The 13,054-nt window shown below is 67.6% G+C and carries 11 protein-coding genes; 2 read left to right on the top strand and 9 right to left on the bottom strand.

The genetic code is table 11. The features are described from left to right. Positions 1–12: 12 nt before the first annotated feature. Positions 13–1,191, bottom strand: coding sequence for an ABC transporter substrate-binding protein (locus OG588_RS48465; protein ID WP_405952902.1), 1,179 nt, complete (start codon positions 1,189–1,191; stop codon positions 13–15). Positions 1,192–2,160: 969 nt separating this feature from the next. Beyond that, on the bottom strand, positions 2,161–3,168 hold the full coding sequence (locus OG588_RS48460; RefSeq protein ID WP_405952901.1) for an MBL fold metallo-hydrolase: 1,008 nt from the start codon (positions 3,166–3,168) through the stop codon (positions 2,161–2,163). 706 nt (positions 3,169–3,874) lie between these two features. Here OG588_RS48460 and OG588_RS48455 point away from each other — a divergent pair. Both OG588_RS48455 and OG588_RS48450 read left to right on the top strand, forming a co-directional pair. Further along, positions 3,875–5,047, top strand: a complete 1,173-nt coding sequence (locus tag OG588_RS48455; protein ID WP_405952900.1) for an acyl-CoA dehydrogenase family protein — start codon at positions 3,875–3,877, stop codon at positions 5,045–5,047. 7 nt (positions 5,048–5,054) lie between these two features. Continuing rightward, complete coding sequence (locus tag OG588_RS48450) at positions 5,055–6,200, top strand: acyl-CoA dehydrogenase family protein (protein ID WP_405952899.1); 1,146 nt, start codon at positions 5,055–5,057, stop codon at positions 6,198–6,200. 206 nt (positions 6,201–6,406) lie between these two features. Here OG588_RS48450 and OG588_RS48445 read toward each other — a convergent pair whose 3' ends face one another. From OG588_RS48445 to OG588_RS48415, 7 genes are all read right to left on the bottom strand, one after another. Then, positions 6,407–8,314, bottom strand: coding sequence for an acyl-CoA synthetase (locus OG588_RS48445; RefSeq protein WP_405952898.1), 1,908 nt, complete (start codon positions 8,312–8,314; stop codon positions 6,407–6,409). A 100-nt stretch (positions 8,315–8,414) separates the two neighbouring features. Beyond that, the gene (locus OG588_RS48440; RefSeq protein WP_405952897.1) at positions 8,415–8,735 is read right to left on the bottom strand and encodes a hypothetical protein; all 321 of its coding nucleotides are present in this window, start codon (positions 8,733–8,735) and stop codon (positions 8,415–8,417) included. A 164-nt stretch (positions 8,736–8,899) separates the two neighbouring features. Continuing rightward, a complete protein-coding gene (fabG, locus tag OG588_RS48435) occupies positions 8,900–9,664 on the bottom strand; it encodes a 3-oxoacyl-ACP reductase FabG (protein ID WP_405952896.1) in 765 nt (254 codons plus the stop codon). A 65-nt stretch (positions 9,665–9,729) separates the two neighbouring features. Next, positions 9,730–10,947: an acetyl-CoA C-acetyltransferase gene (locus tag OG588_RS48430; RefSeq protein WP_405952895.1), complete on the bottom strand. Its 1,218-nt coding sequence runs from the start codon at positions 10,945–10,947 to the stop codon at positions 9,730–9,732. A gap of 69 nt (positions 10,948–11,016) precedes the next feature. Beyond that, entirely contained in the window at positions 11,017–11,520 is a 504-nt protein-coding gene (locus OG588_RS48425) for a flavin reductase family protein (RefSeq protein ID WP_405952894.1), read from the bottom strand. Between the two features lie 111 nt (positions 11,521–11,631). After that, the gene (locus OG588_RS48420; RefSeq protein WP_405953403.1) at positions 11,632–12,495 is read right to left on the bottom strand and encodes an amidohydrolase family protein; all 864 of its coding nucleotides are present in this window, start codon (positions 12,493–12,495) and stop codon (positions 11,632–11,634) included. Positions 12,496–12,497: 2 nt separating this feature from the next. Further along, on the bottom strand, positions 12,498–12,974 hold the full coding sequence (locus OG588_RS48415; protein WP_405952893.1) for a MaoC family dehydratase: 477 nt from the start codon (positions 12,972–12,974) through the stop codon (positions 12,498–12,500). Positions 12,975–13,054 lie beyond the last annotated feature (80 nt).

The raw sequence follows: 13,054 nt of genomic DNA, 5'->3' as shown, positions 1-13,054 counted from the left end.
GGTCCCGGCCCTCTACTTCGCGCTCAACAGCTTGAGAGCGGGGGTCGTGTCAATGGGCTGCGGCTGCGCCAGGTTGTAGTCGCCGTCCTTGGCCACCCAGAGGATGATCTTGGGGTTGAACAACCGCGGGAACCCGGGGACCGAGCCCTCCTTGGAGAAGTCCGCCACGGGCCCGAGGCCGGTGTCGAATGCCGTCAGCTTCGTCAGAGCGCCTTTCAGGGAGGACCCTGTGACGTCCTTGAGACCCTTCGCGGCCTGCGCGACGGCCTTGACCGAGGCGTAGCCCGTCTCGGCGAACTGGTCGAGCGGCACCTTCGGGTACTTGGCCTGGATCTTCTGCTTCAGCTGCGGCACGACTCCGTCCGTGGACGTGAACGGCAGGTAGCCGGCGGGGGCGAGAACGCCGTCGGCGGCCTTTCCGAGCTGCTGGAGGACCACGTTCGGCAGTCCGCCCGAGGCGAACGCGAGCTTCAGCTTCGCCCCCGCGTTCACCGCCGTGATCAGCGGTCCGCTCTGGGCCGGGCCGGTCCCCGCGCCGATGCAGTCCGCGCCGGCTGACCGCGCGGCGGCGACCGTGGAAGCGAGGTCCACGGCGGACGCCGGGACGGTGAAGGTTCCCGCCACCTGGGCGCCTCCCGCGCGGACCCCGGCCGAGATCTGCGCGGCGCCGATCTTCTCGGCTCCTCCGGCGGTGGTGACGACGACCGCGATCTTCTTGCAGCCCTGCTGCGCCAGCGCCAGGCCGATCCCGGTGTAGGTCGGGGCTCCTTCGCCGCCGAGCAGGAAGAGGTTGCTGCTGGTGTAGTCGTCGGGGGTGGTGAGGCCGACCCAGGGGATGCCGGCCTTTTCCAGCAGCGGCATGATCTGCAGGTCGTAGGTCTCCAGACCGCCGACCAACCCCGCGACCTTCTCTTCGATCGCCTGGCGGGCGCATTGCGCCGCGGTGTTCGGGTTGTTCTGGTCGTTGCAGGTGATCAGCTTCAGCTTGCGGCCGTCTATCCCGCCGGCGGCGTTGATCTCGTCGACCGCGACCTGGGCGCCGACCGGGATGCTGGGGAGCGAGAACTGCGGCGTACTCACCGGCCCGATCGTCATGAGCTTGATCGGTGCGGTGCTGGTACTCGACGAAGCGTTACCGCTGTTCCCGCAGCCGGCGACACCGACGGTGCCGGCGATGGTGACAGCGAGCACGACAAATCGATTCCTCAAAGCCCCTCCTCCTTTGGAGAAACACGGTGGAAGATCGACCTCGCGCGGGCACTCCAGGAAAAAATAGGCCGCACTTATCATTAACGGTCGTCAGGTGAAGGGAAGGTAGCTCCCGGCGCAATCCAGCGTCAAGAGGTGTGCAAATCCGACCCGAACCAGGGATGCCGCCAACCTCCTACAGGGCACTCATCACAGCAGCTCATCGACACATTCACCTGCGCGATGCGAATGACAAGCACCCTGCTCCGTCCGCACCCGTACCCGGATTCACGCATGGGCGAGCCACTTCTCCGAGCCTGAGTCACGCGATATTGAACCGGCGAACGCCGACCATCATAAGAAACACCACGAAGAACGATCGATCAATAAAATGATATCGACTCGACCGCGAATCGATGCGCGACTGCGGCCGTTGTCGCCCACATGGGCCGCCGACGACAGACAGGATGGGATCCGTACTGGAAGGCGGTGACGCCCAGCCGGAACACCCGGGCGTCACCGCTGAACACGCGACCGTGGCAGCCGTAGACACCGTCCACGCGCCTGACCGACGAAGGCCCGCCAACCCTCGCTCGCGAGGATTCCGCAAGGTTGAGGCATGGCAGGCGTGACAGTGGCCGATCCGGTGGCGGAGGTCGGGGCTACTGGGGATACCGCACCAACTGCCGGGCCTGCGCGGCTCCGTGCCGAACTCGTTGTTCTGGCCGGAGGACAGGTCGAAGGGGGCGAAGGGCGGACTGCCGCTCTTCTGTGCGTCCACCTAGGTGTGAAAGTCGGCCTGGTAGAGGTCGCCCAGCCGTCGGACCACGTGATGAACGCTTCGCCACCGGGTGCGTGGAGATGCTCCGTTTCGCGGCAGCACCAGCGCCGGCGGTCCACCCCCGCATCGAGCGCGCAGGGCCGTACGTGCGGGCAGGGCATCGCGGCCGATGCGCTGCCCGCCCTCCCGTCTCAGCGATACGAGACCATCGACAGGGTGACCATCTCCGCGTTCGCCGGGGTCGTGATCTCGAATCCGTAGTACTTGCCGTACTTCGGTCGTAGCTGGTCCGTCGCCTTCGCGGTGACGGCCTTGAGCCAAAGGTCCATGAGCGCGGCGTGGTTGTTGAACTTCGTCAGGTCGTCCACGACGGTTCCGAACTGCGTCGAAGCCATCGCCCCTCCGACGGCTGCCTCCAGGTCGTCGAGGAACACGTTGTGGAACCGAATGTCGTCCTTGGAGCCGACGTTGCCGTGGCCGCCGACCAGATGAACCCAGTCCAGCTCACCGAGCTCGTTCACGTTGGAGCGGTAGTAGACGTAGTTCTCGGCACTGCCGAAGTTGCGGAACGGCGGCTGGTCGCCGTTGACGAGGTCAGGCAGGTGTACGACCTTCTCCTGCACCAGCAACCACGCCCCCGCGTCGTCGGAGTGCGCCGCCCGCGTGAAGCCGTTGAGCCGAACCGTGAGACCTTCGAAATCGAAAGCGCCGTTCGGCCACGTCACCGTCTCGGTGGGGGCCGGGAGGCTGCTCTTCAGGAGCCGCATCTTCGCATCCGTCTCCGTGGACGCGATGACACGCACGTCTTCCCCGCCCGCGGCGTTCGTGGCCGCGATGAGCACCGGGGCCTCGATGATGTGGTCGGCGTGGTTGTGCGAGTAGGCGATCGCTGTCACGAGCTTGTCCGTGACCTCGGCGATGGCCGCCAGAAGGTTCGCCCCCTGGCCCTCCGGCGGATCGAGCACCAGCACGCCTTCGTCGCCCACATAGAACGTGGTGGTGTAGAAGCCTCCTCCGAAGAAGTAGGTGCGCTCGGTCAGCCTCTGAAGGAAGTACGGAGTCGTCGCGTTGAGGGTGAACAGGTCACCGATCTTCGCGCCAGGGGCAAGCGCATCTGTTGCAGAAACTTCGACGTACGCGGCGCTCACTGGAGAGGGTGGCTGGTTGGACTGGATCGTCGATTGAGCGTCCTGCTGCATAGTGGGTTTCCTCTTCTCCCGCTTCGGCTGACTGCTCTGTACGCGTTTCCGGCGTACCCCGGCAGTCCAACCGCCGGCCTCGCGCGCCTCGAACGAGCGGACCCTCCTCGTTCGCAAGGAGCACGACGAGGCAGCCGATCCCTCCGGCTTCACGGTCCCGTCCCATCACGACACGGCTCGTCACGCAAGTGCGGGCCCCGGTGACCGTCAGACGATCACGCGCTCAGAGCTGCTGCTCTCATACCTTCCCTGCGGCTCGTTCGAACGCGGCGAGCGTAGCACCGTAAACGGCTATACACATCACTGTCGCGACTGATTGTGTTGCACATCGGGCGGGACGGCAGCATGCCACGATGCAACTCGGGGCAACACCCGTCACACACCACGCGCGGCCGGCCGCAGCAAAGTCAGTAGCGAGCGACCTTGATCGATCACTCAACCTCATTCAATACAAACCATAACAACTTACGGTCGCCATGCAGTATGCTCGCTAAATTCGAAGGACCTGGGAGTCGGCGCGAGCGGAACAACGCCGGGCCCGGGGCACCCGAAGGGAGAGTGGCGCCGATGACCGAGAGACCTCGACCAGAGAGCCGTATCCGCGACTGGTACCGCGACCCCGGGGATGACAGTCGCGCCACACCTCGATCCGGCAATCTCAATAGACAAGACGATCGACAGAGAAACGGTCACAAATGGAGGTTCGATGCGGTTGCAGCTGACCTCGGAACTTCAGTGGTTCCGGGAGGAGTTGCGGGCCTTCTTCACCACCCAGATCCCGCAGGAGATCCGCGACACGGTGGCGGCCCGTCGCGACCTGACCCGCGACCAGTACGTCGAGAGCCAGCGCATCCTCAACGCTGCGGGCCTGGCGGTGCCGCACTGGCCGGTCGAGTGGGGCGGCAGAGCATGGACGCCCCTACAGCGGCACATCTGGCACGCGGAGATGGAACTGGCCTGCGTGCAGCCGCCGTTGGCCTTCAACGTGTTCATGATCGGTCCAGTACTCGCCGAGTTCGGATCCCGCGAACTGAAGGAGCGGTTCCTGCCGCCCACGGCGAATCTGGACATCTGGTGGTGCCAGGGCTTCTCCGAGCCCGACGCCGGCTCCGACCTGGCCTCGTTGCGCACCACCGCCGTCCGTGAGGGCAACGAGTACATCGTCAACGGCCAGAAGGCGTGGACGACCCTCGGCCAGCACGCCGACTGGATCTTCTGCCTGGCCCGCACGGATCCGTCCGCGAAGAAGCAGCGCGGCATCTCGATGCTGGTCTTCCCCATGGACTCCCCCGGGGTGACCCTGCGGCCGGTCGAGCTGATCGACGGCGGGTACGAGGTCAACGAAGTCTTCTTCGAGGACGTACGGGTGCCTGCGGAGAACCTCGTGGGAGAAGAGAACAAGGGCTGGACGTACGCCAAGTTCCTGCTCGGCAACGAGCGGTCAGGGGTGGCGCCGGTAGGCATGATCAAGCGACTGCTCGCCGACGCCAAGACTCACGCCCGGGAGATCTCCGTCGGCGGCCGGCCGCTGACCGAGGACCCGTATCTGGCCGCGCGGATCGCCGAGTTGGAGAACGAGTTGCTGGCCCTGGAGCTGACCGCGCTGCGCGTGGTGGCGCACTCGGAGGGTGGCAAGCCGCACCCGGCGCCGTCCGTGCTCAAGCTCCGCGGCACGGAGTTGCAGCAGGCAGCCACCGAGCTTCTGGTCGACATCGCCGGCCCGCTCTCGCTCGCCTCGTTCGCCGACACGGACTCCGAGGTCCCCGAGTGGGCTCGGGTCGCCACACCGTCCTACCTGAACTTCCGCAAGGCCTCGATCTACGGAGGTTCCAACGAGGTACAGCGCGCCATCATCGCCGACACGATCCTGGGGCTGTGAGAAGACCGTGGACTTCAGCTACGACAGTGAACAGCAGGCACTCCGCAAGGCGTTGAACGCCCTACTGGCCCGAGCCTACGGTGCGGACCAGCGCCGGACCGTGGTCGCCGCCGACCCCGCCTTCGACGAGAGGACCTGGGCGCGGCTCGGCGAAATGGGCATCCTGGGTCTGCCCTTCCCCGAGGAGGACGGTGGCGCAGGCGCCGGCCCGGTCGAGGTAGCGATCGCCGCCGAGGAGCTGGGGCGGGTCCTCGCGCCCGAACCGTTCGTCGAGACCGTCGTCCTGGCCGGTGGCCTGGTGGCCGCGGTCGGCACCGCCGGGCAACGGGCCGAGATCCTCTCGGCCGTGTCCGAGGGCCGTTGTGTGCTCGCCTTCGCGCACGCCGAACCCGGCTCCCGGTGGAGCACCGCGGCCTCGGCCGTGCGGGCTGTGCGGAACGGCGCGTCATGGCGGCTGACCGGGGTCAAGGAGCCCGTCCCGCACGGCGCCAGGGCCGATCGTCTGGTGGTCAGCGCGGTGGCCGACGGGACGACCCGGCTGTTCCTCGTCGACGGCGACGCGGAGGGGCTCAGCCGCACCGGCTATCGCACCCATGACGGCAGCCGCGCGGCAAAGGTGGGCTTCGACCACGCCCCGGCGCAGTTGCTCGGTGATGGGAACACCGACCGGGCCGGAGACATCGAGCGGGCGCAGGCCGCGGCCCGTATCGCGTACGCGCATGAGGCCGTGGGCGCGATGGACACCGCACTGCGGATGACCACCGAGTACCTCAAGACCCGCACGCAGTTCGGGGTCACACTGAGCACCTTCCAGTCGCTGACCTTCCGTGCGGCCGACATGTACGTGGCTCTGGAGCTGGCCCGCAGCACCGCGCTGTGGGCCGTGCTGGTCCAGGACTCCGGCGGGGACGTCGTCCAGGCGGCCGACCGGGCCCTGTTGCAGACCAGCCGCGCCGGTCGGCACATCGGCACGGAGGCCATCCAACTGCACGGCGGGATCGGCATGACCGCCGAGTACAAGCTCGGCCACTACACGAGTCGGCTCACCGCGATCGAACACATTCTCGGCGACGGCGACTGGGCACTGGCCCGGCTCGCCACCGGCGTCGACACCTACCAGACCGTCGACCCGCTCGGTGCTCCGTCGGCGTGAGGGGACTGGTCCGTCGCCGATGGCGAGCCACGGCCCGACCGCACGGACCTCGCGTGCGCCGGGGGGCATCCGTGCCCGACAGCCACCGCTATCGAAGCCCGCTCCATCCGCTGATCAACCGAGGCGACAACAGGAGTGCGGGACAGCCCCCGCCAGGCCCGCGCGCGCCCATTGAGTCGACGGGACACAGAAGCCCGGCCGAAGTGTCAGGGCGATATGACCCACGGGAAGGTGAACCGGTTCAGCACCGCTTCGACCTCTGCGGCGGAATGTGCGGTGGCCACAGAGACGGTCAGTCGTCCGTCCGCCTCCTCGCACCAGACGGAGGCGGCGATGCCCGCCTCTCGCAGCGCCTCGCGAGCGGCGTCCTCCATGGCGTCCATCCGCAGCGCGACCTTGTACGGCTTTCCGACCGCGGTCACCGGCAGCGCGTCAAGAACCATCACGTACTTCGGTGCGGACGCCGCCTCGGGTACCGCCTCGGCGGCGAACGCGCGCAGATCCGCTGCCGAGACGCTCGCCCCGTCGCGCACCGTGACATAGACGGCGGGCACCTCGCCGGCATGCGCGTCCGGTCGCCCGACCGCGTTGGCGCCGGTGACGTCCGGATGGCCGAGCAGCGCGTTCTCGATGACGGCGGGGTCGATGTTGTGCCCGCCACGAATGATCAGGTCCTTGGCCCTGCCGGTCAGGTAGAGGTATCCCTCCTCGTCCACGTGGCCGAGGTCGCCGGTGTCGAGCCACCCGTCCTTGACCTTGCCGAGGTAGTCGAGGACCGGCCCGCGATGATCGCGCCCCACGACATAGCCCGCGAAGACCGCCGGCCCGTTCATGGCCACCACGCCCGGCCGTCCAGGAGGCAGGTCGTGCCACTCGCCTGTCGTCCCGTCGATCTCGACCGTCTTGATCTGTTGGTAGGGCACTCGCTGCCCGACGGCTCCGGGCCGCGGGAATCCGAGGAAGTTGCGAGCCGACGCGCACGTCGCCTCGCTCAGCCCGTAGCCCTCCAGCAACGGCACACCAGTGTGCGCGGTGAAGGCCGCCTCGATCGCGGGCGGCAGCGGCGACGCCCCGACGACACCGAACCGGAGGCTGCTGATATCGGCGTCGACCGGGATCCCGGACAGCACGGAGTACACCGTCGGCACCCCGGACAGGGTCGCGATCCGGTAGCGCTCGATGATCTTCCATATGCGGCAGAGCATGACCGGGTCCCGGTACCCGAGGGGTCCTGCCCAGACGACGCTCTGCCCCCGCAGCAGCGGGCCGAGCAAGGTGACGACGAGTGCGTTGACGTGAAACAGCGGCAGAGCGGCGAACAGTACGGACTCCTCGTCGAGCGGTCCGTTGACGGCTGCCATCCAGGCGTTGGCCACCTCGTTGGCGTGTGTGTGCGCCGCCAGCTTCGGCGTGCCCGTCGTTCCACCGGTGTGGAACATCGCGGCCAGATCGGTCGCCTCGGGCTCTGGAACCGCGACCGCCCCGCCTGCGTGGGCAGCGGCAGCATCGGCCAGATAGCGGACGTCGACTCCGTCCACGACACCGAGATCAGGAGCCGCGCCGCCGGGGACAGTCGGACGTAGGGCGTACAACGCGGACAGACCGAGTCCGACGGCGAGTGATCGTGCCGTCGACCACACCGTCGGGTCGATCTCCGGACCCGCGGCGATGAGCACGCGGACACCCGACCGCCTGAACAGGTCGATGAGGTGGGCTTCCGACAGTGCGGGGTTGGCCGGCGCGGCGATGCCGACCGCCTCGGCCGCCAGGATCGCCGTGATCAGCTCGGCCACGTTGGGCGACAGCAGTCCTACGGCAGACCCGCGGTCGACACCGGCCGTCACCAGCGCGGAGGCGATGCCGTTCGTGCGCTCGAAGATCTCGGCGAACGTCCAGGACGGAGCAGCGGCGAGATCCCTGGCGTCGTGGAGCACGGTGATCGCCCGGCGGTGGGGCCACTTGGCCGCCGCCCGCCGCACCGCCGCGTATGTGCTGGTCGGCAGTCCGCGCCGCTCAAGCGGCAGGGACTCGATGTCCTGGGTATCGCGAGGCTTCACACACTCGGGCCACAGCAGCGTCTCGTCGGACGGCGTGTATGTCACAGGCAGCCCCATGGTTGACTCCTTCGTCACGTCGGCTGTGTGCGGGTCACGGTTACCGAACCGCCCGGAACAACGGTTCGCGAAACGCGACATGCTCCGCGGAGCGTGTCGCTCAGTCGGCGGCAGATTCGTACACGAGGTGTGCGCGCAGGGCCGTTCCGCTCTCGTCGACCCAGCCCTTCGAGGCGGCGAAGCCGACCATCGCTTCGAACGTCTGGGACCACGCCGCGTCGTCGCCGCGCCCACAGGCGGCACGCAGCCGGTCGATGTACACCCATGCGTGGGTCCGCGACTCCAGCCGTGCCAGCGGTGTCAGGGCGCGTTCGAGTTCCTCCTCGGACGCCTCACCGACGACCGTGACACTGAAACGCTTGAGGTCGTCGACCTGCCGCACCTCGACGTGCTGCCGCGCGGGAATGACATGGATCAGCATGGGCCGGCGCCCCTTTCACTCGGATTCCTCTCGACCTCGGCTTCGGCATCCGTGCTCGCCTCCAAGGAGTCCGGCAGGCACCGGCGGATCCGGTCGGTGCCGGACGGATGAGCGGGCCGGCGACCGGTTGAAGGCCCGACCCCGCTCCTGTGTCCGGTCCCGGTTCAGTCGACGGGGCCACCGGCGGCGTAGATGACCTGGCCGGATACGAAGCCCGCGCCCTCGCTGGTGAGGAACGAGACCAGGTGCGCGATGTCCTCGGGCTGGCCGACCCTGGCCACCGGAATCTGCTTGGACGCGCCCTTGACGAAGTCCTCGAAGGTGATGCCCATGCGTTCGGCGGTCGCCCTGGTCATGTCGGTCTGGATGAAACCCGGCGCGATGGCATTGGCGGTGACGCCGAACTTGCCGAGTTCGATGGCGAGGGTCTTGGTGAAGCCCTGCAGTCCGGCCTTGGCGGTGGAGTAGTTCGCCTGGCCGCGGTTGCCCAGCGCAGCGGTACTGGAGATGTTGACGATCCGTCCCCAACCCGCCTCCGTCATGTACCGCTGGGTCGCGCGGCTCATCAGGAACGCTCCGCGCAGGTGCACGTTGAGCACCGCGTCCCAGTCGTCGGCGCCCATCTTGAACAGCAGGTTGTCCCGCGTGACGCCGGCGTTGTTCACCAGCACGGTCGGTGCGCCCAACTGCTCGGCCACCCGTTGGACACCGGCCTGTACCGCCTGCTCGTCGGAGACGTCGACCCCGACCGCGAGGGCCCGGCCGCCGGCCTGCTCGATCTCGGCGACGAGCGGTTTGCCGGCGTCCTCGTCCAGGTCCAGCACGGCGACGGCGAAGCCGTCGTCCGCCAGCCGACGGGCCACGCCGGCGCCGATGCCACGGGCCGCGCCGGTCACGACGGCGGTCCGCGTGTGAGTACTGCTGGTCATCAGGGATCTCCTCATCAGGTCGAAAAAACGGGTTCGATACAGGCCCGGTCGGCCGGCGCCGACCGTCAGCCGAGCCGCTCGATGATCATCGCCATCCCCTGGCCGCCGCCGACGCACATCGTCTCCAGGCCCACCTGCTTGTCGTGGTGCCGCAGCGAGTTGATCAGCGTGCTGGTGATCCGGGCACCGGTCATACCGAAGGGGTGGCCGACCGCGATGGCGCCGCCGTTGACGTTGAGCCGGTCCTCGTCGATGCCCAGTTCGCGGGCGGAGGGGATGACCTGGGCGGCGAAGGCCTCGTTGATCTCCAGCAGGTCGATGTCGTCCATGGTCATCCCGGCGTTGGCCAACGCCTGGCGCGAGGCCTCGACCGGGCCGAGCCCCATGATCTCGGGGGACAGCCCGGTCAGTCCGGTGCTGACGATGCGGGCCAGCGGGGTGATGCCCAACTGCCGGGCCTTCACGTCGGACATGATCACCAGCGCGGCGGCGCCGTCGTTGAGGGAACAGCAGTTCCCCGCGGTCACCGTGCCGTCCGGCCGGAAGACCGGTTTCAGGGCGGCGACCGCCTCCGTGGTGACTCCGGCCCGGGGGCCGTCGTCCTGGGTCACCACCGTGCCGTCGGGAAGGGTGACCGGGGTGATGTCCCCGGCCCAGAAGCCGTCGGCGATCGCCTTCTCGGCCAGATTCTGGCTGCGGACGGCGAACGCGTCCTGCTCCTCGCGACCGATCCTGTGGAGTTGGGCAACGTTCTCGGCGGTCTGCCCCATCGTGATGTAGATGTCCGGCAGCACACCCGCCGCGCGCGGATCGGCCCAGACCAGGCCGCCCTGAGCGAACGCATCGGTTCGCTCCTGAGCTGCGGCGAAGGCCGGATTCACCGTGTCGGGCCGGACATCGTCGTGCTCCCTGACGTACTGACTCACCGTCTCCACCCCGGCGGAGACGAAGACGTCACCCTCCCCGGACCTGATCGCGTGCAGCGCCATCCTGGTGGTCTGCAGACTCGACGAGCAGAAACGGTTCACCGTGGTGCCGGGAACGTTGTCCAGACCCGCCAGCACCGCGACGATCCGAGCCAGATTGAACCCCGAGACCCCGGACTGCTGACCGCATCCCAGCATCAGATCGTTGATGTCGCGTGTATCCAGCTGCGGCACCTGCGCGAGCGCCGCCCGCACCATCCGCACAGTCAGGTCGTCGGGGCGCATCCCCCGCAGAGACCCTTTGAAGGCTCGGCCGATCGGCGAGCGGGCGGTGGCGACGATTACGGCTTCAGGCATGGAGACTCCCACGAGGTCTGGACGCTCGTTTCCGGGAAGATCCCGCCATGGCCGGGACCGATGTGGCGCTCACGGCGTCTCCACCAGCATCGAGTGGGTGCCGAACGTACGGGCGTGGTAAGTGAGCGGCTCTCCGCCCGCCCTCTCGGCGGCCACGACATCGCCCAGGACGATGACGTGGTCTCCGCCCGTGACCAGATCGGCCACCTCACAGGTCAGCCAGCCCGTCGCTCCCGCCAGTCGCGGTACGCCGGAGGCGGCGTCCCAGGACACGCCGGCGAACTTGTCGGCACCGCCCTTGCGCGCGAAGGCCAGCGCGAGCGCAGCTTGGTCGCTGCCGAGCACGTTGACACCGAATCGGCGTGAGGACCGCACCAGCCCCAGCAGTTCCGAGCCCTTGTCGAGCGAGACGAGAACCATCGGCGGGTCCATCGACAGCGACACGAAGGCGCTGACCGTGGTGCCATGCGGCAGTCCGTCCCAGAACGTGGTGATCACCGTTACCGGTGACACGACACCCGCCATGACGTTGCGGAAGCTGGTCGTCAGCAGCTCATCCTCGAGTTCTGCCATTCCATGCCCCTTTGCGGTCACCCGCAGCGTATGCAACGGACCCATAGTTACACAACACTTCTTCTATCGTCGATTGATACATGTGCAGCTGGATGAGTCCAGCGGCCTCGCTCAGACCAGACCGAGCAGGCGCGCCGCGTTGTCCTTGAGGATCCGGGGATAGAGCTCCGGTTTGATCTCGGTCTTCTCCAGGTCCCGCAGCCACCGCTCCGGCGTGATCACGGGGAAGTCCGATCCGAACAGGACCTTGTCCCGGAGCACCGTGTTCACGTACTGCACGAGCACGGGCGGGAAGAGTCTCGGCGACCACCCGGACAGGTCGATGTACACCTGCTGCTTGTGCATCGCCACCGAGATCGCCTCCTCCTGCCAGGGGAAGGACGGGTGGGCGAGGATGATCGGCATGCCGGGGAAGTCGGCGGCGACATCGTCGACGTACATCGGGTTGGAGTACTTGAGCCGGATACCCCCACCGCCCGGCAGGGTGGAGCCGATACCCGAGTGCCCGGTATGGAAGAGCGCCGGCAGCCCGGCCTCCTCGATCACCGCGTAGAGCTCGTAGGCCATCCGATCGTTGGGGAAGAAGGCCTGCAGGTTGGGGTGGAACTTGAAGCCCCTGGCGCCCTTCTCGATGAGCCGCCTGGCCTCGCTCACGGCACGCTTGCCCCGGCGCGGGTCGATGGACACGAACGGGATGAGCACATCGCTGTTGGCCTGCGCGATCTCGACGATCTCGTCGCCGGAGATCGGGACCTCGCCGGTGTTGACCTCACTGTCGACGTTGAAGACGACGGCCGCCATCCTGCGTTCACGGTAGTAGGCGGCCACGTCCTCGACGGTGGGCCGCGGGAAGTCCGTACGGAAATGCTTCGCCGCGGCGTCGAGGTTCATCGCGGTGATGGGATCGATATGGCCGTCACAGGGAGCCTGGGCGTGCGTGTGCACGTCGATCGCTTCGATCGCGGCGAGATCGATGCTCATGAGTAGTGCCGGAACAGGCACTCGGCGACGAGTGCGGGCTTCGGGGCGTTCTCGACCTCGACGGTCGCGACGACCTTCATCTGGACGCCCCCCTTGACCTCGGTGACCTCGGCGAGTTCGGCGCCGCACCGGAAGCGCGCTCCGACCGGAACCGGAGCGGGGAACCGCAGTTTGTCGATCCCGTAGTTGACCGAGAGCGCGGCTCCCCGCACCGGCACCAGCTCCTGAAGGAACGGGGCCAGCATCGCGACGGTGAAGTAACCATGGACGATCGTCGTACCGAACGGCGTGGTCCTGGCATGGTCGGGGTCGACGTGGATCGGGTTGTGGTCCTCGGTCAGATCGGCGAACTGACCGACCTGTTCCTGGGTGAGAGTCCGCCATTGCGTGTAGCCGAAGTGTTCACCCACGTGCGCGGCGAGTCCCTCCAGGTCCAGGGTCAGTCCCGCTGGTGCGGATTCGGTCGCGCTCATGGATGTCTCCCTCGGTTGGGTGAATCGAGGCTGCCACACCGACAAGGAATAGGCAACACAGCATGTTGCGATCGTCGCCA

Source organism: Streptomyces prunicolor (genome assembly GCF_045162825.1).
Classification (GTDB): domain Bacteria; phylum Actinomycetota; class Actinomycetes; order Streptomycetales; family Streptomycetaceae; genus Streptomyces; species Streptomyces prunicolor.
Note: the sequence above shows the minus strand (reverse complement) of the source record. Positions and strands in the feature narration are given on the sequence as shown.

Excerpts from the sequence above, each read along its gene's own strand:
- OG588_RS48460 (WP_405952901.1), bottom strand. The coding sequence starts at position 3,168 with ATGCAGCAGGACGCTCAATCGACGATCCAGTCCAACCAGCCACCCTCT.
- OG588_RS48455 (WP_405952900.1), top strand. The coding sequence starts at position 3,875 with ATGCGGTTGCAGCTGACCTCGGAACTTCAGTGGTTCCGGGAGGAGTTG.
- OG588_RS48445 (WP_405952898.1), bottom strand. The coding sequence starts at position 8,314 with ATGGGGCTGCCTGTGACATACACGCCGTCCGACGAGACGCTGCTGTGG.
- OG588_RS48440 (WP_405952897.1), bottom strand. The coding sequence starts at position 8,735 with ATGCTGATCCATGTCATTCCCGCGCGGCAGCACGTCGAGGTGCGGCAG.
- fabG (WP_405952896.1), bottom strand. The coding sequence starts at position 9,664 with ATGACCAGCAGTACTCACACGCGGACCGCCGTCGTGACCGGCGCGGCC.
- OG588_RS48430 (WP_405952895.1), bottom strand. The coding sequence starts at position 10,947 with ATGCCTGAAGCCGTAATCGTCGCCACCGCCCGCTCGCCGATCGGCCGA.
- OG588_RS48425 (WP_405952894.1), bottom strand. The coding sequence starts at position 11,520 with ATGGCAGAACTCGAGGATGAGCTGCTGACGACCAGCTTCCGCAACGTC.
- OG588_RS48415 (WP_405952893.1), bottom strand. The coding sequence starts at position 12,974 with ATGAGCGCGACCGAATCCGCACCAGCGGGACTGACCCTGGACCTGGAG.